The sequence below is a fragment of the Isoptericola aurantiacus genome, assembly GCF_044769875.1.
Taxonomy (GTDB): domain Bacteria; phylum Actinomycetota; class Actinomycetes; order Actinomycetales; family Cellulomonadaceae; genus Isoptericola; species Isoptericola aurantiacus.
This window is the reverse complement of record NZ_JBJBAE010000004.1, coordinates 212,302-230,751: the sequence shown is the minus strand read 5'-3', so window position 1 is coordinate 230,751 and position 18,450 is coordinate 212,302. Positions and strand designations below refer to the sequence as shown.

At 74.1% G+C, this 18,450-nt stretch carries 18 protein-coding genes; 7 read left to right on the top strand and 11 right to left on the bottom strand.

Annotation, left to right across the window (positions count from 1 at the left end):
* Positions 1–277 precede the first annotated feature (277 nt).
* The 3 genes from ACIQLL_RS13415 to ACIQLL_RS13405 are packed head-to-tail and all read left to right on the top strand — an operon-like array spanning position 278 to position 4,895.
* Positions 278–1,342 (top strand): AAA family ATPase, encoded by a 1,065-nt coding sequence (locus ACIQLL_RS13415; RefSeq protein WP_402468143.1) that lies wholly within the window; start codon positions 278–280, stop codon positions 1,340–1,342.
* A gap of 5 nt (positions 1,343–1,347) precedes the next feature.
* A complete protein-coding gene (locus tag ACIQLL_RS13410; RefSeq protein ID WP_402467965.1) occupies positions 1,348–2,673 on the top strand; it encodes a DUF58 domain-containing protein in 1,326 nt (441 codons plus the stop codon).
* Positions 2,670–4,895 (top strand): transglutaminase family protein, encoded by a 2,226-nt coding sequence (locus ACIQLL_RS13405; RefSeq protein ID WP_402467964.1) that lies wholly within the window; start codon positions 2,670–2,672, stop codon positions 4,893–4,895. The genes ACIQLL_RS13410 and ACIQLL_RS13405 overlap by 4 nt, the downstream gene beginning before the upstream one ends.
* An 83-nt stretch (positions 4,896–4,978) precedes the next feature.
* On the opposite strand, the gene ACIQLL_RS13400 is transcribed toward ACIQLL_RS13405, so the two are convergent.
* From ACIQLL_RS13400 to ACIQLL_RS13390, 3 genes are read right to left on the bottom strand one after another with little or no spacing between them, the layout of a single operon-like run.
* The gene (locus ACIQLL_RS13400) at positions 4,979–5,380 is read right to left on the bottom strand and encodes a DUF3040 domain-containing protein (RefSeq protein ID WP_402467961.1); all 402 of its coding nucleotides are present in this window, start codon (positions 5,378–5,380) and stop codon (positions 4,979–4,981) included.
* A gap of 38 nt (positions 5,381–5,418) precedes the next feature.
* On the bottom strand, positions 5,419–6,693 hold the full coding sequence (locus tag ACIQLL_RS13395; RefSeq protein ID WP_402467959.1) for a DNA polymerase IV: 1,275 nt from the start codon (positions 6,691–6,693) through the stop codon (positions 5,419–5,421).
* Complete coding sequence (locus ACIQLL_RS13390; RefSeq protein ID WP_402467956.1) at positions 6,690–7,127, bottom strand: SAV_6107 family HEPN domain-containing protein; 438 nt, start codon at positions 7,125–7,127, stop codon at positions 6,690–6,692. Before ACIQLL_RS13390 ends, ACIQLL_RS13395 begins: the two co-directional genes overlap by 4 nt.
* Positions 7,128–7,310: 183 nt before the next feature.
* On the opposite strand from ACIQLL_RS13390, the gene ACIQLL_RS13385 reads away from it, so the two are divergent.
* Entirely contained in the window at positions 7,311–8,114 is an 804-nt protein-coding gene (locus tag ACIQLL_RS13385; RefSeq protein ID WP_402467954.1) for a spermidine synthase, read from the top strand.
* Positions 8,115–8,258: 144 nt separating this feature from the next.
* On the opposite strand, the gene ACIQLL_RS13380 is transcribed toward ACIQLL_RS13385, so the two are convergent.
* The 5 genes from ACIQLL_RS13380 to ACIQLL_RS13360 form a co-directional block, all read right to left on the bottom strand.
* Positions 8,259–8,462, bottom strand: coding sequence for a cold-shock protein (locus ACIQLL_RS13380; RefSeq protein WP_402467951.1), 204 nt, complete (start codon positions 8,460–8,462; stop codon positions 8,259–8,261).
* Between the two features lie 204 nt (positions 8,463–8,666).
* Complete coding sequence (locus tag ACIQLL_RS13375; protein ID WP_402467949.1) at positions 8,667–9,599, bottom strand: PAC2 family protein; 933 nt, start codon at positions 9,597–9,599, stop codon at positions 8,667–8,669.
* A gap of 79 nt (positions 9,600–9,678) precedes the next feature.
* Positions 9,679–10,122: a response regulator gene (locus ACIQLL_RS13370; RefSeq protein ID WP_402467947.1), complete on the bottom strand. Its 444-nt coding sequence runs from the start codon at positions 10,120–10,122 to the stop codon at positions 9,679–9,681.
* 9 nt (positions 10,123–10,131) lie between these two features.
* The gene (locus ACIQLL_RS13365; protein ID WP_402467944.1) at positions 10,132–11,301 is read right to left on the bottom strand and encodes a sensor histidine kinase; all 1,170 of its coding nucleotides are present in this window, start codon (positions 11,299–11,301) and stop codon (positions 10,132–10,134) included.
* Positions 11,298–12,605 carry a PP2C family protein-serine/threonine phosphatase gene (locus ACIQLL_RS13360; protein WP_402467942.1) on the bottom strand — a complete coding sequence of 436 codons (1,308 nt, stop codon included), beginning with the start codon at positions 12,603–12,605 and terminating at the stop codon, positions 11,298–11,300. Before ACIQLL_RS13360 ends, ACIQLL_RS13365 begins: the two co-directional genes overlap by 4 nt.
* A 142-nt stretch (positions 12,606–12,747) precedes the next feature.
* Between ACIQLL_RS13360 and ACIQLL_RS13355 the strand changes: the two genes are divergently transcribed.
* Both ACIQLL_RS13355 and serA read left to right on the top strand, forming a co-directional pair.
* Complete coding sequence (locus ACIQLL_RS13355; RefSeq protein ID WP_402467939.1) at positions 12,748–15,009, top strand: HelD family protein; 2,262 nt, start codon at positions 12,748–12,750, stop codon at positions 15,007–15,009.
* A 43-nt stretch (positions 15,010–15,052) separates the two neighbouring features.
* Positions 15,053–16,291, top strand: a complete 1,239-nt coding sequence (gene serA / locus ACIQLL_RS13350; RefSeq protein ID WP_402467937.1) for a phosphoglycerate dehydrogenase — start codon at positions 15,053–15,055, stop codon at positions 16,289–16,291.
* A gap of 15 nt (positions 16,292–16,306) precedes the next feature.
* Here serA and ACIQLL_RS13345 read toward each other — a convergent pair whose 3' ends face one another.
* The 3 genes from ACIQLL_RS13345 to ACIQLL_RS13335 all read right to left on the bottom strand — a co-directional run bounded on the left by ACIQLL_RS13345 (position 16,307) and on the right by ACIQLL_RS13335 (position 17,451).
* Positions 16,307–16,489, bottom strand: a complete 183-nt coding sequence (locus tag ACIQLL_RS13345; RefSeq protein WP_402467934.1) for a DUF5302 domain-containing protein — start codon at positions 16,487–16,489, stop codon at positions 16,307–16,309.
* 40 nt (positions 16,490–16,529) lie between these two features.
* Complete coding sequence (nrdR, locus tag ACIQLL_RS13340) at positions 16,530–17,021, bottom strand: transcriptional regulator NrdR (RefSeq protein ID WP_402467931.1); 492 nt, start codon at positions 17,019–17,021, stop codon at positions 16,530–16,532.
* An 88-nt stretch (positions 17,022–17,109) separates the two neighbouring features.
* Positions 17,110–17,451, bottom strand: coding sequence for a LysM peptidoglycan-binding domain-containing protein (locus tag ACIQLL_RS13335; RefSeq protein ID WP_402467928.1), 342 nt, complete (start codon positions 17,449–17,451; stop codon positions 17,110–17,112).
* A gap of 228 nt (positions 17,452–17,679) precedes the next feature.
* On the opposite strand from ACIQLL_RS13335, the gene lexA reads away from it, so the two are divergent.
* Complete coding sequence (gene lexA, locus ACIQLL_RS13330) at positions 17,680–18,432, top strand: transcriptional repressor LexA (RefSeq protein WP_402467925.1); 753 nt, start codon at positions 17,680–17,682, stop codon at positions 18,430–18,432.
* Positions 18,433–18,450: the final 18 nt, after the last annotated feature.

Sequence of the window (18,450 nt, the reverse complement as noted above, 5' to 3'; positions counted from 1 at the left end):
ACCGCCCCGAGCGCTCCACTTCGCCCGGTGTCAGCAGCGTCACCGCAGTTCATGGCGCCGCGCTGCGGGTGGAGCGCGGTGGAGCGCAGCGCGTCGGAGCCGCGCGCCGGCCATCCATGCCCTCGAACACCGCCCGTCCCCGGCGTCGCCTCGCTGCCGACCGGGGCCGGGCGAAGTCGCGTGATCCCGGTCACTCGGAGGCGGCGGAACGACTAGGCTGCTGCGCGTACCGTCCTGCGACCCGGAGGCCTTCGTGACCGACCACGCCACCAGCACGATGAACGACGCCGGCGCGGCCGTGAGCGGCACGGACGACGGCGGCCGCGAGGCGTTGCGGGCCGGGCTGGCGGAGCTGGTGGCCGCCACCCGCCGGGTGCGGGAGAACCTCGAGTCGGTGGTCACCGGACGCCCCGACATCGCCCGGCTCACGGTCGCGGTCCTCCTGGCCGGTGGCCACCTGCTGGTCGAGGACGTCCCCGGGGTGGGCAAGACCACGCTCGCCAAGGCGCTCGCGCGGACCATCGACTGCCGGGCGGGCCGGGTGCAGTTCACCCCCGACCTGCTGCCGAGCGACCTGACCGGGGTCAACATCTACCGGTCGGCGACCGGGGAGTTCGAGTTCCGCCCCGGGCCGGTCTTCAACAACGTCGTCATCGGCGACGAGATCAACCGCGCCTCGCCGAAGACGCAGTCGGCCCTCCTGGAGTGCATGGAGGAGGGACAGGTCACCGTGGACGGCGCGACGCACCTCCTGCCGCAGCCGTTCCTCGTCGTCGCCACGCAGAACCCCGTGGAGATGGAGGGCACGTATCCCCTGCCGGAGGCCCAGCGGGACCGGTTCACGGCCCGTCTCTCGGTCGGCTACCCGGACAACGCCGCGGAGATGCGGATGCTCGACGCCCAGGAGTCGCCCGACCCGCTGGCCCACCTCGTGCCCGTCACCACCGGCGCGGAGATGGTCCGGTTCGCCGCGTGGGCCCGAGCCGTGCACGCGGCCCCCGCCGTCAAGCAGTACGTGCTGGACCTCGTGGGCCGCACCCGCGGCCACACCGGTCTGCGCCTGGGGGCCTCCCCGCGCGCGTCGCTCCAGCTGCTGCGGGTCGCCAAGAGCCACGCCGCCATGGCCGGCCGCCAGCACGTGCTCCCGGACGACGTCCAGGCGCTGGCCGTGCCCGTGCTGGCCCACCGGCTGATCCTGTCCACCGAGTCCCGCCTCGCCGGCGTCGGTGGCGAGCAGGTCGTCGAGGAGATCCTCGGCCAGGTCCCCGTCCCGGCCGCGGCCACGGTGCCCGCCGGCGTCCGACGCCGCGGGGTCGAGGCCCGGCCGGCGGAGGGCAGCTGAACCGGATGGCCCGCCTGCGACTCCCTGCCGCGCTGCAGCGGCTCCTCCGGGTCCGGGTGACGACCCGCGGCGGCGCACTCGTCGGCGCGGGTGCGGCGCTGGCCGCCGTCGGCGTCGTCCTCGACCTGCCCGACGTCGTCGGGCTCGGTGCCGCCGCACTGCTCGCCGTGGCCGCCGCCTGGGTCCTTCTCGGCGTCCAGCGCCTCGACTCCGGTCGGGGCGCGCTCGACGTGGTGCGCCGGATCGACCCCAACCCGGTGGTGGCCGGCCGGGCCGCCACCACCCGGCTCGAGGTGCGCGCGCGAGCACGCACCGGGGCCGCCTACGAACGGCTCGGGCGCCTGCGGCTGTCCGAGCAGGCCGCGCACGAGCTCGCCGGATCGACGGGGATCCGGGCGCGGGTGCGCGCCCACCCGGACCACATCGCGGTGCGGTACTCGATCACCCCCGTCCGCCGTGGCCGGTGGCCGCTGGGCCCCGTGCTCACGACGCGGACCGACGTGTTCGGGTTGGTGCGCACCACCCAGCCGCTCGGCGAGGCCACCCGGGTCGCGGTCTGGCCTCGCACGACGGCCGTCGACGCCCGCGCCGCCGTGCTCGGCGACGTCGACCGCGCCGCCACCGGTGCCCGGCTGTCCTCGCCGGACGACTCGGTGCTGCGCGAGTACGTCCCCGGCGACGACCCCCGCCGCGTGCACTGGCCCCGGTCCGCACGCCAGGACCGCATCATGGTGCGGGCCGACGAGAGCGCCGGGCTGCGGCCGGTCACCGTCCTGCTCGACCGCTCCCTGCTCGCCCCCCGTCCGGAGGACCGCCTCGGCGCTCGGCAGCCGACGGCGCGGGAGATCGACGACGGCGAGTGGGCGGTCGAGCTCGCGGCGTCGGTCGCGACCTCGTTCCTCGACGCGGGGCACCCGACCCGGCTCGTGGCCACCGACGCCGACCCGGGGCGCACCTACCAGGTCGTGGGATCACGCACCCGGCGCGAGGCCGTCCTGGACGCCACGGTGGACCTGACCGGTGTGCGCGGGGCCGAGGCCGACGCCGCGCTGAGCACCACCGTGCGGACGCTGCGGGCGGTGCGCTACCGCTCGGAGATCACCATCGCGGTGCTCGGCCCCCTGGGCCCGACCAGCCGCGAGACCGTGGCCGCGCTCGGCACCGAGGGGCACTGCTCGGCGCTGCTCGTGATCCCCCGCCAGGAGAGCAGGCGCCCCGGCCTGAACTCGACGGCCGACGACCTGCGGGCCGCCGGCTGGCGAGTCGCCTCCTGCTTCCCGGGCACCTCGCCCGACCGCGCCTGGTCGGCCGCGACGGAGCGGGCCGCATGATCCCCCTGCACGCCGGTCCCACCGCCCGGCTCGTCGCCACGAGCACGCTCGTCGCCGTGGCCGTCGGGGCCTCCATGCTCGCCCTGACGGCGCTGGTCCTCCCCGGACCCTGGGTGCGGACCGGGCTGGCCGGGATCGCCCTGGTGACCGTCGCGACCGCCGTGACCCGCGGGCTCGTCGAGTCCCGCCGACGTCGGCGGGGCGACGGCGCGACCGGTGGCTCCGCGCTGCCGACGGTCGCCGGCGGCCTGGCGGCGGCCTGGTTCGTGCTCTCCCGGTACGGCGCACCGACCTCCGAGCCCACCCTGCTCGTCGGGCCGGCCCACGTCGCACGCGTCGTCGAACGGCTGGGCGACGCCGGGGAGATCATCCGGTCCGAGGTCGCACCGGTGCCCGGCACGCTGCCCATCACGCTCCTGGCCGTCGGCGGGACCCTGGCGGTCCTGCTCCTCGCGGACGCCCTGGCGGGCGGACTGCGCTGGCCGGCGACCGTCGGCCTGCCGCTGCTCGCCCTGTGGGCCCCGCCCCTGGTGCTCGTCGGTGAGGTGCCGCGTGGCGTGTTCGTGGTCGTGGTCGCCGCACTGCTGCTGCTGCTGACGATGCCCGACGCCCCCCGGGCACCCGGGGCGGAACGCCCCCCGCCGACGGTGCGCCGCGCCGAGCAGGTCCGCACGCTCGCCACGACGTCGATCGCCGTCGTGGTCGCCCTGGGCGCCGGGCTCGTCGCCTCCGCGTCCGGCGCGCTGCCCGGCTACGCCGGAGCCTGGTACCAGGCGTTCACGACGTCCGGGGACTCGATCCAGCTCGCCGAGGACCTCGACGTGCTGAACAGCCTCACGGAACGGTCGGACGAGGTGGTCCTGACCTACGTCGGGCCCGAGGAGGACGTCGGCCCCCTGCGCACCTACACGGCGTCGGCGTTCGACGGACGGCGCTGGCAGCGCGGCGACGAACGCTCGGGCGAGCCCTTCTCCGAGGAGGACCTGCTCTGGCCGGACGACACCGGCCGGACCTCGCTCGGCGACCGCCAGGACGTGAGCTTCACCATCGGCTCGCTGCGGGACGACCAGCTTCCCGTCCCCGTCGAGCCGCGCCGGGTGCAGGTCGAGGGGACCTGGGGGTACGACGCCGTGCGCGACGAGGTCGTCGGCGACCGCACCGACGAGGGCGACCGGTACGTCGTCGGCGTCCGCGAACGCTCCCTCGACGTCGAGGTGCTGCGGGCCGCGGGGCCGGGCACCGCCGTCGACGCCTACCTGGACGTGCCGGGCACCGATCACGCGGACGACGTCGCCGCGCTCGCCGCGGAGGTCGCCGCGGACGCCCCGACCGCCTACGACCAGGCCGTGGCCCTGCAGGACTGGCTGCGCGATCCGTCGACCTTCACCTACTCCACCCAGCTGCCACGCGGCGGGACCGGGGACCCGGTGTGGGACTTCCTGCAGCACCGCACCGGGTACTGCGTCCAGTTCGCGACGACGATGGCGGTCATGGCGCGCACGCTGGGGATCCCGTCGCGCCTGGGCGTCGGATTCCTGCCGGGTGACACCGTCGAGGCCTCCGACGGTTCGCCGATCTGGCGTGTCACGGGTCAGGACTCGCACGCCTGGCCGGAGCTGTACTTCGAGGGGCTCGGGTGGGTCCGGTTCGAACCGACGCCGGCCGTGCAGACCGGCGCAGCCCCCGAGTACACCACCGAGCAGTCGTCGGGCTCCGCCACCTCCGCCCCCCAGCCCCAGGAGGTCCCGACGGCGGCCGCGCCGGTTCCCGAGGACGCGGGCGCACCCGGTGCGGACGAGTCGGAACCCGCCGTGGCGGTGAGCACGTCCTCGGACGACGACCCGCTGTGGCCCTGGGCCGTCGGAGGCGCTGTCCTCCTCGTGCTGGTCGCGACCGCCGTCGTGCTCGTCCTGCGGCGACGCCGGGACGACGGCCCGCTCGACCCCGAGCGCGCCTGGCAGCAGGTCGTCTCGGCGTTGGAACGCGACGGTGTCCGACTGCCACCGCGGACGACCCCGCACACGGCGCCCGAGATCGTGACCGAGGCCGTGACCGCCGCCCGGGGCAGCGCGCCCTCACCCGAGGTGCGTGCCGGGCTGCGGACCTTGGCCGATGCTCTCGAGCACGCGCGCTACGCCGCGCCGGACGAGCCGGCCGGGGACGAGGTGGACCTGGCCGAGGTGGCCGACGTGGTCACCCGGGGGCTGGCCGAGAACCGCTGAACGGACGGCCGATCGGACGCGGCGCCGATCAGCGCAGATCGGGTGCCGGACGGCGCGAGCCCGGGCGCTGGAGCGGGCGGGCCTCAGCGACCCTGCTCGCGCCGACGGTCCCAGCGCTCCTCGAGCCGGTCGAGGAAGCCCTGGCCCTTGGGCTTCGTCGCCTGCCCCGCCGTCGGACCCGGCTTGTCCACGCCACCCTTGGCGTTGACCACTCCCTGCGGGCCCTTGCGGCGCGGAGCGGCGAAGACGAACGCGACGCCGGCGAACATCAGCGCGAAGCCGACGACTCCGAGCCAGGTCATGTCCGAGGCGGCTCCGACCACGAGCAGCAGCAGGCCGAGCACGACGCCGACGGCAGCCAGCACGAAGCGCAGGGGCGAGCGCCGACGGGACTGCTGGAGCGTCGTGGCCAGGCGGGGGTCGTCGCTCTCGAGCGCGCGCTCCATCTGCTCCAGCACACGCTGCTCGTACTCCGACAGAGGCATCGGGCCCCCCGATCTCGCTGTGGACGGCTGTCTTCCCTCTAGGATAGGCCCGCTGAGGCGCTGGCGGTAGTCGAGGTCGGCCCCGGCGTCCTCCCGGTCGAGGCGCCCAGGGTGATCGCCGCCGTGCCGAACCGTTCACGCACCGCGTCGACGGCCACCTCCGCCTCCCGACGTGCGCCGTCGTGAGGATTGTCGGCGTCGAAGAGGGACGGCTGGGTGGTGGTCCCCGACCGCGGCCGGAGCCCCTCGCCACGCACCCCGACCAGCCGTACGGGCAGGCCCCGCAGGTCGACGCCGACCAGCATCTCCCGTGCGACGTCGAACAGGACCTGCGCGACGTCCGTCGGGGTCTCCAGCGTGCGCGAGCGCGTCAACGTCCGGAAGTCCCCCGTGCGCACCTTGAGCGAGACCGTGCGGGCCACCATCTCCCCGTGGCGCAACCGCGCCGCCACACGGTCGGACAGCTCCCGGAGCCGCCGGGCCACCACCTCCTGGTCGCGCACGTCCTGGGCGAACGTCGACTCCGCACCGACGCTGCGCTCGGAGCGCCCGGCCACGACCGGGCGCGGGTCACGGCCCCACGCGAGGTCGTGCAGGTGCGCTCCGGCGACGCGACCGACCGCGGCACGCAGGACGTCGACGTCGGTGTCGGCGAGCTCGGCGACCGTGGTGATCCCCCAGCGGGCGAGGACCTGCTCGGTCTTGTCGCCCACCCCCCACAGAGCACCCACGGGCAGGGCGCGCAGGAAGTCCACCGTCGCGTCCGCGGGGACCAGGAGCATGCCGTCGGGCTTCGCGTGCGTCGAGGCGAGCTTGGCCACCAGCTTGTTCCGCCCCACTCCTACCGAGCAGGTGATCCCGTGCGCGGCCCGGACGCGCTCGCGCAGGGCGGCACCGATCCGCGTCGGAGGACCGAGCCGGCGGCGGGCCCCGGCGACGTCGAGGAAGGCCTCGTCCACCGACACCTGCTCCACGACGGCCGTGATCTCGCCGAGCATCTCCATCACCGAGCGCGAGACCTCCCGGTACCGGGCGTGGTCCGGGCGGACGACGACGGCCTGCGGGCACCGCGCGAGCGCCTGGGCCATCGACATGGCCGAGCGGACCCCGTACGCCCGCGCCTCGTACGTCGCCGCGAGCACCACGCCCCGCTCACGCCCCCCGACGACGACGGGGCGGCCGCGCAGCTCGGGGCGACGGGCCAGCTCGACGGAGGCGAAGAAGGCGTCCATGTCGACGTGCAGGACCGTCGCTCCGGACTCGTCGGTCCCCCAGTCCCGGCGCACGGCGGCCGCACGGGGACCGCGGCTCATGACGCCGCCGTCGCGACCCCGCGGGCGGCGGGCAGCGAGAACCCGGCTGCCGGGTCGATGCGCAGGCCCACCTCGTCGCGGAAGTCCTCCGCGCACGCGAGCAGCTCGTCGGCACGGGCGGCCGACACGTCCTCGTCCCGGCCCGCGTCCACCCTGGCCCGCAGCCGGGCCCCCGAGGCGAAGTAGACGCTCCACGCCGCCAGCTCGGGCTCGACCCGCGTCAGGAGCTCCCACACGGGCCGTGCTCGACCCCGCGCCGGGGTGCCGCCGTGCAGGGCCACCACGGCGGCCGCCGAGCGCAGCGCCGCCAGGTGGGCGTGCGCGAACCGCTCGGCGGGAGCCGACGCTCCGGCCGCGGCCGCGAGCTCGGAATCGGCCCGAGCCAGCAGGCGCACCACGCGCTCCGGCGTCGGGACGTGACCTGGTACCTCCATGGCGCACCTCCTGCATCGGGGCGGAAGTCTCCGCCCGTTCCCATCGTCGAACAGGTGTTCGATCCTGTCAAGATCGTCGTCGGACCGCTCTCGTCACGAGAGACTGGCCGCATGGCCCGACGTTCCCGCCCCTCGCGACCTTCCCGATCCTCCCGCGAGGCACCGACACTGCCCGCGGGAGAGGTGGCCATCGACACCGGTTCGGCGCGGATCGAGCAGGACCCGGACCACCCCGCACGGGTGACCCTCTACGTCAACGGCGTGCCGAGCTCGTGCCTGGACCTCACCGACCCCGGGTTCCTCGCCTTCGAGTACCTGCAGCAGATGGCGGCCGTCGTCGACCGCCTCCCCCCGGGACCGGTGCGTGCCGTCCACCTCGGCGCCGCCGGCTGCGCGCTGCCCCGGCAGATCGAGCACGCCCGACCGGGGTCCCGGCAGATCGGCGTCGACGTGGACGCCCGGCTCCTGACGCTCGTGCGCGAGTGGTTCGACCTGCCCCGGTCCCCCGCCCTCCGCCTGCGGGCCGAGGACGGCGGACGTGCGCTCGCCGGCCTGACCCCCGGGCTCGCCGACGTCGTCGTGCGCGACGCGTTCGACGGCGACACCACACCCGAGCACCTGGTGGGCACCGAGTTCGCCCGCGCCTGCCGCCGAGCGCTGCGTCCCGGCGGGCTCGCCCTGGCCAACTGCGCCGACCGGCCGCCCCTGAACCTCGCCCGGGCCGAGGTCGCCTCGTTCGCCGCCGCCTTCGGACCGACGGCGGTCGCCGAGCACCGCCTCGCCCTGATCGCCGAACCCGCGGTCCTCAAGGGGCGGCGCTACGGCAACGTCGTCGTCGCCGCGGTCGCGCCGGGCGACGACGACGCCGGCCTCGACCTGGGCGACGCCGCGCTCGGCCGCGCCCTGCGTTCCCTGGCCGTCCCGGCCCAAGTGCTCACCGGCGCCGAGCTGGAACGGTTCGCGTCCTCGGGGGTCGCGCTGCCGTAGGCCGCGCCGCCGGGCACCTCGGCCGCGACGCGGAACCGCCACCACGCGCTGCGCACCGGTGACCGTCCGCGGGCCCCGGGACGCCACAGGCCGCCCACCATCCCCGGTGGGCGGCCTGCGACGGTGGCCGGGAGAGCCGGCCTGCTAGAGCGGGACGACCTGCTCCGCCTGCGGGCCCTTGGGGCCCTGGGTGATCTCGAACTCGACGCGCTGCGCCTCGTCGAGCGTGCGATATCCCTGCGACTGGATCGCCGAGTAGTGGACGAAGACGTCGGCGCCGCCGCCGTCCTGGGCGATGAACCCGTAGCCCTTCTCAGCGTTGAACCACTTCACGGAACCCTGCGCCATGCTGATCCTTCGACCTTCCCTCCGGAGCACGGGCACGCCGGACGGCGCCCCGCCGTCGCAACGCGCTGCCGCCGCCGGTTCGTGCGTCGTCCTGCGCTGCAACGTGCGTCAGTGTGGCATGGAACACGTCGGCCCGCCACGGGTCGCTGCACGTCGGATGTCCGGTGCCACCTGCGGAAACATCCGGACTCATCGACAAGACGGTCAGTCGTCGTCGCGCTGCGCGAGGAAACGTTCGAACTCCGCCCCCAGCTCCTCGGCCGTCGGCAGCGGGTCGTCCTCGGCGAGGAGGTTCGGCCGCCCGATCGATCGGCTGAACGCGTCGTACTGCTCCTCGAGGCGCCGCACCACTGCCGCCACCTCGTCGTTCTCGGCGACGAGCTCGGCCACCTCGACCCGGGCCTGCGCCGCCGCCTCCGCCAGGGCGTCGACGTCGAGCGTCAGGCCGGTCGCCTTCTCCAGGTGCTGCAGGGCGACCACCGCGGCCGGCGCGTAGCGGGACTGCGCGAGGTAGTGCGGCACGTGCACCGTCACTCCCATCGCGTCGTGCTCCGTCTGACCCAACCGGTGCTCCAGCAGCGCGCCGAGCGAGCCCGGCACCTGCACGCGGCCGAGGAACGAGGTGTAGTCCTCGACCAGGCCCTCGCGCGTCCCGTGCGCCGTCAGCGACATCGGCCGGGTGTGCGGCACGCCCATCGGGATGCCGTGCAGGCCGATCGTCAGCGACACCCCGAACCGCTCGACGACGTCGCGCACCGCAGCCACCACGAGCTCCCACTGCAGGTCCGGCTCCACGCCGTGCAGGAGCAGGAAGCCCGTGCCGTCACCGTCCGCGAGGTGGTCCACCACCAGGAACGGCGCCTCGTAGTCGGTCCAGCGGTCCGCGTCGAACGTCATCACCGGGCGTCGCGACCGGTAGTCCACCACCTGGTCCACGTCGAACGTCACCAGCCGGGTGGTCGTGAAACGACCGAGCAGGTGCTCGACGGCCAGCTCGCCCGCCGAGCCGGCGTCGACGAACCCGCTCAGCGCGTGCACGAGGACCGGACCCGACGGCGCCACGTCGGCCCCTGCAGCGCCCAACGTCCGCTCCACGGCCTCGGTGTCCACCTCGTAGATGCCCTGCGGGTCCAGCACCGTTCCTCCTCGTCTCGCCGGTCCGGGTGCGTGCGCACCCGTGCGTCCCTCAACGGCGCACGGGCCCGACTTCTTCCCGTCAGCGAGCCGGCAGGCGCACCACGGAGACGAAGAAGTCGTCGATCTGCCGGACGACCTCGATGAACCGCTCGAAGTCGACCGGCTTGGTCACGTAGGCGTTCGCGTGCAGCGCGTAGGAGCGCAGCACGTCCTCCTCGGCCTCCGATGTCGTCAGCACCACCACCGGGATGTGCTTGAGCGCCGGGTCCTGCTTGACGGACGCCAGCACCTCACGACCGTCCATGCGCGGCAGGTTCAGGTCCAGCAGGATGAGGTCCGGCGTCGGCGCGTCGGCGTGGGCGCCCTCCTTGCGCAGGAACTCCATCGCCGTCACCCCGTCGGAGACCACCCACAGGCCGTTGGCCACCTTGTGCTCGGCGAACGCCTCCCGCGTCATGAGGACGTCACCGGGGTCGTCCTCCACCAGGAGGACGTCGATCCCGGCCTGCTGCTGCTCCGTCATGGCCACACCCTATGCGCCCGCCGGCAACGTCCACCGGACGGTGGTGCCCACCGTGGCCTCCGGGTCGATCCACACCCGGCCGCCGTGGTGCTCGACCACCCGCTTCACCAGGGCCAGTCCGATGCCGGTCCCGGTGTAGACCTCCTTGGGATGGAGTCTCTGGAAGATCACGAACACCCGCTCGGCGTACTGGGGGTCGATGCCGATGCCGTTGTCCGCGCAGGCGAGCTCCCACTCGGGGCCGGACTGGCCCGCGGTCCGTGCGGCGGTGAGGTGGACGCGGGGCACCTCGCCGGGGCGCGCGAACTTCAGCGCGTTGCCCACCACGTTGCGCAGGAGCATGGTCAGCAGACCGGGCTCACCGCGGACCACGGGCAGCGGGTCGTGGGTCACCTCGGCCTGCTGCTCGGCGATGCGGTCCGCGAGATCACCGAGCACGTGCGCGAGCACCTCCTCGAGCGGCACGTCCTGCGGGGGTGCTCCCGACCGCCCGACCCGGGAGAAGCTCAGCAGGTCCTGGATCAGCCGCTGCATGCGGTGCGCGCCGTCGACGGCGAACGCGATGTACTGGTCGGCGCGGTCGTCGAGACGGTCGCCGTACCGCTTCTGGAGGAGCTGGGTGAAGCTCGCGACCTTGCGCAGCGGTTCCTGCAGGTCGTGCGAGGCGACGTAGGCGAACTGCTCCAGGTCGCGGTTCGACCGCTCGAGCTCGGCGGCCTGCTCACGCAGCTGTTCGTGGGCGTGCTCGACCTCGGCGTGCGCCTCGCGGGCGTCGGCGACCTGCGCGACGAGCTCTCGACGCATGGTCTCGACGTCGTCGGACAGCGCGGCCACCTCGCCGGCCCCCACCCGGGGGATCTCGTGGGCGTGCTCTCCCGTCGAGGCCGCACGGACCTCGGCCGCGAGACGTGCCAGCGGCACCGTGACCTGCCGCTGCACCACGCGCCAGGCGTACCAGCCCAGCCCGGCGGCGACCAGCACCAGCAGGCCGACGGCGAGGAAGAGCACCTCGTTCCACCGGCGGGCGTCCGCGATGGTCTCGGCGTCGGCGCCGGCGGTGAGCAACCGGAGCGATCCCACCACGGCCACGAGCGCGACGACGAGCGTCACCACCAGGACCGCGACCGCCCAGCGCAGCAGACGTCGTACGTCGTCCAGGACGGAGCGCTCGGCGGTCACGACCGTGCCCACTCGGCCGAGTCCGCCAGGGTCGAGGACCGTTCACCGGGCACCTCGTCGGCGCCGGTCCAGCCGACCACGAGCAGGGCGGCGTCGTCCACCAACGGCCCCCCGTGCAGGGAACGCACCCGCCGCAGCACCCGCTCGACCACCCCGACGATCCCACCCGCGTCGAGCTCGTCCTGCACGAGCGTGCGCAACCCCGCGGTCCCGAGCCGGGGGGTGGCCCGGCCGCGGCCACGGACCGTCGGCTCCCCGCCGGCACCCAGCGCGGCCTCGACGAGCCCGTCGGTGTACGTCAACACCGCGAACGGACCGGACAGGTCCACGTGCTGCGCCGACCACCCGCCGGGCACGGGGATCCCCAGGGCACGCCCCCGGTCCTGCGGAACGATCTCCGTGCAGCGCACCGCACCGACGGGTCCCGTCAGCAGCATGGGCGCCAGATGGCCGGCCAGGTAGACGTCCAGCCCGGCACGGTCGGCACCGACGGCCACCTGACAGAGGGTCACGAAGATCTCCGGGCTCGCCCGTTCGGTGAGGAGCACCCGCTCCAGATGGCCCAGCACCTCCTGCGGCGGCGTGCCCGTGAGCACCAGCGTCCGCCAGGCGGTGCGCAGCGTGGCGCCCAGCGCCGCCTCGTCCGGGCCGTGCCCCGCCACGTCGCCGACGACCGACAGCACCGTGCCGTCCGGTGTCTCCACCGTGTCGAAGAAGTCGCCGCCGAGCAGCCCCCCGCCGCCGGGCAGGTAACCCACCATCACGGAGACCGTCGGGTCCTCGACGAGGTGCTTGGGCAGCAGGGCCCGCTCGAGGCGGGCCGTCTCCGCGGCACGGACCTCGGAGCGGTAGAGCGCCCGCTGCTGCGCCGCCGAGGAGCGGCGCTGCAGCGCGTAGCGCAGGGACCGCCCCAGCAGGTCGGGGCCCGTCTCCCCCTTGACCAGGTAGTCGTCGGCACCGGCCGCCACCGCCTCGACGCCCAGGTCGATACCCGCATGTCCGGTCAGCACCACCAGGGCCGGAGGGACGGGATGGCGGCGACCCGCGTGCCGCAACCGTTCGACGGCGTCCAGCCCCTCGGCGTCGGGCAGGCCGAGGTCGACCACCAGGCAGTCGACCGCCCCGCCGTCGAGCTCGGTCACCGCCCGCGCCACCGTCGTCGCGCGGCGCAGGTCGATCTCCACCCCGGCGTCGGACAGGAGCTCGGTCACGAGCAGGGCGTCGCCGTCGTCGTCCTCGACGAGGAGCACGAGCGGCCTCGGTGCCGCCGCGGGCCGCGCGTCGCGTTCGTCACCGCTGCTCATACCGGCAGATCCTATGCCGCTGCGGCGGTCCCGTCATCGGGTCGACGGTCGGCGCGTCGCCCCGTGCCACCTGCAGGTTCACACCACCACGGCCGAACGTGGAAAGATGGTCGGCCGCACACCGACGAGCACGGGAGGACGCGTGGCCGGCAGGCAGGACGAGGTCGCACGTGAGCAGGTGGTCGTCTCACGCCTGTACGCCCGGCTCGACGAGCTGCGTGCCGTGGCGCGCGAACGTCTGGCCGGCGTCCGCCGGGAGGGGCCCTCCGGCTCCCCGCAGAACCGCAGCGAACGGGACGCCTTCGCGACCATGTACGCCGACCGGACCGCCCGGCTCGACGCCGTGGAGGACCGGCTCGTCTTCGGCCGCCTCGACCTGGACGACGACGAGGTGCGCTACGTCGGCCGGCTGGGCCTGACGGACGACGAGCACCGGTCGCTGCTCACCGACTGGCGGGCGCCCGCCGCCCAGGCGTTCTACCGGGCCACGGCCCTGCACCCCGACGGCGTCCGCCGTCGTCGGCACCTGGTCACGACCGGCCGGACGGTCAGCGGGCTCGAGGACGAGGTGCTCGACCTCGACGCCGTCCACGACGGCCTGGACGCCTCGACGCTGTCCGGCGAGGGGGCGCTGCTCGCCTCGCTCGCCGCGCGGCGCACCGGGCGGATGTCCGACATCGTGGCGACCATCCAGGGCGAGCAGGACCGGATCGTGCGCGACGACCTCGGTGGGGCGCTGGTGGTCCAGGGCGGTCCCGGGACGGGCAAGACGGCGGTGGCCCTGCACCGCGCCGCCTACCTGCTGTACGCCCACCGCAAGGTGCTCGAGCGCTCGGGGGTGCTGCTGGTCGGGCCGAGCCGGGCGTTCCTGCGGTACATCGACCAGGTGCTGCCCTCGCTGGGCGAGACCGGCGTGGTCGCGACCACGATCGCCGAGCTGCTCCCCGGAGTCCGCGCCGACGGCGTCGACGACGGCGCGGTCGCCGAGGTCAAGGGCCGCCTGCTGTGGCGATCGGCGGTCCGGCGCGCGGTGCGCGCACGCGAGCGCGTGCCGCAGCACGACGTCGCGGTGCGGATCGACGGCGTCGACCTGACGGTGCTCCGGCGGGACGTGCGCGAGGCGATCTCCCGGGCGCGACGCACCCACAAGCCCCACAACGAGGCGCGGGCCACGTTCGTGCGCGAGATGCTCTCCCGGCTCGTCGACCAGTACCGCACCCGCACCGACTCCGAGCTCTCCGAGCACGACGTCGCCGTGCTCACCGACGACCTGCGCTCCGACCGGGACGTCCGCGTGGCCCTGAACCTCGCCTGGTTCCCCATCTCGCCGGAGAAGCTCGTCGCCGACCTGTGGTCCAAGCCGCACCGGCTCGCCGAGGCGGCGCCCGAGCTGACCGCCGCCGAACGCCGGCTGCTGCGCCGCTCCCCCGAGGCCGCCTGGACGGAGTCCGACGTCCCGATCCTCGACGAGGCCGCCGAGCTGCTGGGCGAGGACGACTCGGTCGCCCGGGCCGAGGCGCGCGCCGCCGAGGCGCAGCGCGCCGCGGACCTCGCCTACGCCAAGGACGTGCTGGAGTCCTCCGGCGCCGGGGGCGGGCTGGTCGACGCCGAGACGCTGGCGGCCCGGTTCGCCGATTCCGGCCCCGTGCTGACGACGGCCGAGCGCGCCGCGAGCGACCGCAGCTGGACCTACGGCCACGTCGTGGTCGACGAGGCACAGGAGCTCAGCCCGATGGCGTGGCACGCCCTCGTGCGACGCGTCCCCACGCGTTCCCTGACCATCGTCGGCGACGTGGCCCAGACGTCGTCGGCCGCCGGGACCCGTTCCTGGCAGGACGCCCTCGACCCCGTGCTGCGCGACGGCTGGCGCCTCGCCGAGCTGACCGTCAGCTACCGCACGCCGGCCACGGTGGCCGACGCGGCCCAGCGGGTCGCCGCCACGGCCGGGCTGCCCGTCTCACCCCTCACCGCGGCCCGCGACGTCGAGGACGCGCTCGTGCTCGTGAAGTCCGCGGAACCCGTCGCGGACGCGGCCCGGCACGCCGCCGGGCTCGCGGTCGAGCACGTCGCGGCCGACGGCGCCGGTCGCGTGGCCGTCATCGCCCGCGAGGACGCGGTGGACGCGCTGCGCACGGGGCTCGCCGAGGCCCTGACGACGGCGCTCGGGGGCACCGAGGCAGCCCGGCTCGCCGACCAGCGGCCCGAGGACGCCCAGGTCCTGGTCCTGACCCCGCGCGAGGCGAAGGGCCTGGAGTTCGACGCGGTCGTCGTCGTCGAGCCCACCGACGTCGCGGCAGGTCCGGGCGGTTGGGGCGATCTCTACGTGGCCATGACGCGGCCGACGCAACGCCTCGTCGTCGTCCACGAGGGCGAGCTGCCGCCCGGACTCGTGCACGATGGGTGAGACGCGTTTGTGAGCCGGGGTCATCCCGGCGCATCATAGGGTCGTGCTGCGCGCCCTCCTCCTCGAGAACATCCACCCCGACGCCGTCCAGATCCTGCGTGACGCAGAGATCGAGGTCGAGGTGCGCCCCGGCGCCCTCGACGAGGACGAGCTCATCGAGACCCTCACCGACTTCCAGATCCTCGGTATCCGGTCCAAGACCCAGGTCACCCGCCGCGTCCTGGAGTCCCTGCCGGGCCTGCTCGCGGTGGGGACCTTCTCGATCGGGACCAACCAGATCGACCTCGAGGCCGCCGCCGCCCAGGGCGTGGCCGTGTTCAACGCGCCGTTCTCCAACACGCGCTCCGTGGTCGAGCTCGCGGTCTCCGAGATCATCGCCCTGACCCGCCGCCTCACCGTGCGGGACAAGGCGCTGCACGACGGCGTGTGGGACAAGACCGCGGACGGCTCGCACGAGGTGCGCGGACGCACGCTGGGCATCATCGGCTACGGCAACATCGGTTCGCAGCTGTCCGTGCTCGCGGAGAACCTGGGCATGCGCGTCGTGTTCTTCGACACCGACGAGAAGCTGGCCCTGGGCAACGCACGGCGCGTCGAGACGCTCGACCAGCTGCTCGAGATCGCCGACGCGGTCACCATCCACGTCGACGGCCGGCCAGGCAACGCCGGGCTGTTCGGCGAGGACCTGTTCGCGCGCATGAAGCCCGGGGCGATCTTCCTCAACCTGTCGCGCGGTTTCGTCGTGGACGTCGAGGCGCTCCGCGAGCACATCCTGTCCGGACATCTCTCCGGTGCCGCGGTGGACGTGTTCCCCGCCGAGCCCAAGAAGCGGGGCGATCACTTCGAGTCGCCGCTGCGCGGGCTCGACAACGTCGTCCTCACCCCCCACGTGGGCGGTTCGACGGAGGAGGCGCAGCAGTCGATCGGCCACTTCGTGGCCAAGAAGCTGCGCGACTACCTCTTCACGGGGTCGACGACGCTCTCGGTCAACCTGCCCAACCTGCAGCTCGAGCACACCGGCGTGGGTCGCATCGCCCTGCTGCACCGCAACGTGCCCGGGGTGCTCGCGGCCGTCAACCAGGTCTTCGCCGACCACGGGGCGAACATCGAGGCGCAGATGCTCGCCACCCGCGGCGATCTCGGCTACGTGGTCACCGACATCTCCGACGTCACGCACCGGGGAGCGTCGTCCAAGCTCATGGAGATGGCCACCACCGTCCGTCTGCGCATCCGCGACGCGTTCGAGCGACCCGAGTTCCCCCCGGGTCCCGCCGCCCGCTGAGCGGGACCGGCCGGGTCAGCCGGACTTGCGCCGGAAGATCGGCTGGACCTGGCCGGCGGTCTCCGAACCGTGCACGGGACCGGTGTTGCGTCCCCCGTCGGCGCTCGGGTGGCTCGCGGCGTGCTTCTTCGCCAAGGCCTCCTTGAAGCGTTCCTTGGTGGCGTCGTCGGGCCCCTGCGACTTCTTGTCGGCGGTCATGGCGTCCAGCATGCGCCCCCGGCGTACCGAGCGCCAGGGCTTATCGGTCCGTCGGCGCCTCGTCCGCCGCGGCCGCGGCCCGCTCGGCGTGCTCGGCGCGCAACGACGTGATGGCGGACTCGAAGTCGTCCAGCGACTCGAAGGCCTGGTAGACCGAGGCGAACCGGAGATAGGCGACCTCGTCGAGCTCGCGCAGGGGCCCGAGGATCGCCAACCCGATCTCGTAGGCGTCGATCTCCGCGCTGCCCGCGCTCCGCAACGCTTCCTCGACCCTCTGGGCCAGGAGGGCGAGGTCGTCCCCGCTGACGGGTCGGCCCTGACAGGCCTTGCGCACCCCGGAGACCACCTTGTCCCGGCTGAACGGCTCCGTCACGCCCGAGCGCTTCACGACGGACAGGCTCGCTGTCTCGATCGTCGTGAACCGCCGCTGGCACGACGGGCACTGCCGACGACGCCGGATGGCGGCGCCGTCGTCCGACGTCCTGGAGTCGACGACACGGGAGTCGGGGTGGCGGCAGAACGGGCAGTGCATCGGTTCTCCTGCGGTCGGTGCCGGGCTTCTGCCCGACTGCCCGACGAAAGTATGCGGCCGAGCCCGCCCGGTGCAAGAAGACGTGCCGCTAGTCGCGGGGCAGCACGATCACCTGCCCGACCCGCAGGTCGGACGAACGCATCCCGTTGATCTCCTTGATCTGGGCCACCACCTCACGGACGTCCTGCCCCGGCCCCGCGACCTGGCTCGCATGACGCCACAACGTCTCACCCGGGACCACCGTGTGCAGGCGGACCTCCAGCGGCTCTCCACCGTCGCCCGCGACGGCGCCGACGCCCCACCCTCCGAGCGTCAGGGCGACCAGCACGGTCAGGACGGCCACGACCAGCCGACCGCGCCTCGTGAGCCTCAGCCCTGCCAGGCCCGCGAACCCCGGGTCGCTCACCGGACCTGCGACAACTGCAGCCATGATCGGTCCCCGCCTCTCGGAATCGAACGCGTGTGCGTCATACGTATGTTCGTCGAACATCTGTACCATTCATAGCACGGCGCCCCGACACGCGTCGAGAGATCTCGAACAGATGTTTGAAGTCGATGCCGATCTGCCCTAGGCTGACCACAGCGCGACGACGGGTTTGCCCAGGTCCAAGGGCTGTCCGGCACCGGAGCACCACAGGTTCGACGACAGGAGAGACGGATGACGACGCCACGCGAGACGGACGCCGGGGCGGCCGGCACGCACGACGGCGCGCTCGCGTCCGTCTCCCAGCTCGCACCGGGTCCTGACCGCCTGACGACGCGACAGCGGCGCGTCCTGGAGACGATCCGCGAGTCCGTCGAGTCCCGTGGCTACCCGCCCACCATGCGGGAGATCGGGGAGGCCGTCGGGCTGGCGAGCCCGTCGTCGGTCAAGCACCAGCTCACCACGCTCGAACGCAAGGGGTTCCTGCGGCGCGACCCGAACCGTCCGCGCGCCATGGAGGTCGTCGACCCCGTCACCGGCCGCACGTCCGGCACGGACGAGCCCGTCGTCCCCGCCGCGCCCACGCCCGACGGGGAGAGCGACGAGACTCCCCGCCCTTCCTACGTCCCGGTCGTCGGCCGCATCGCCGCCGGCGGCCCGATCCTCGCCGAGCAGGTCGTCGAGGACGTCTTTCCGCTGCCCCGTCAGCTCGTCGGCGACGGCGAGCTGTTCCTGCTCAAGGTGACGGGCGACTCGATGGTCGAGGCCGCCATCTGCGACGGCGACTGGGTCGTCGTCCGGCGGCAGAACGTCGCCGAGCAGGGCGAGATCGTGGCCGCGATGATCGATGGTGAGGCGACGGTCAAGACCTTCAAGCAGACCGGGGGACACACCTGGCTGCTGCCGCAGAACCCTGCCTACAGCCCCATCGCCGGCGACGAGGCCCAGGTCCTCGGCAGGGTGGTCGCGGTGCTGCGGAGCCTCTGAACCGGGCTCCGCGACGCC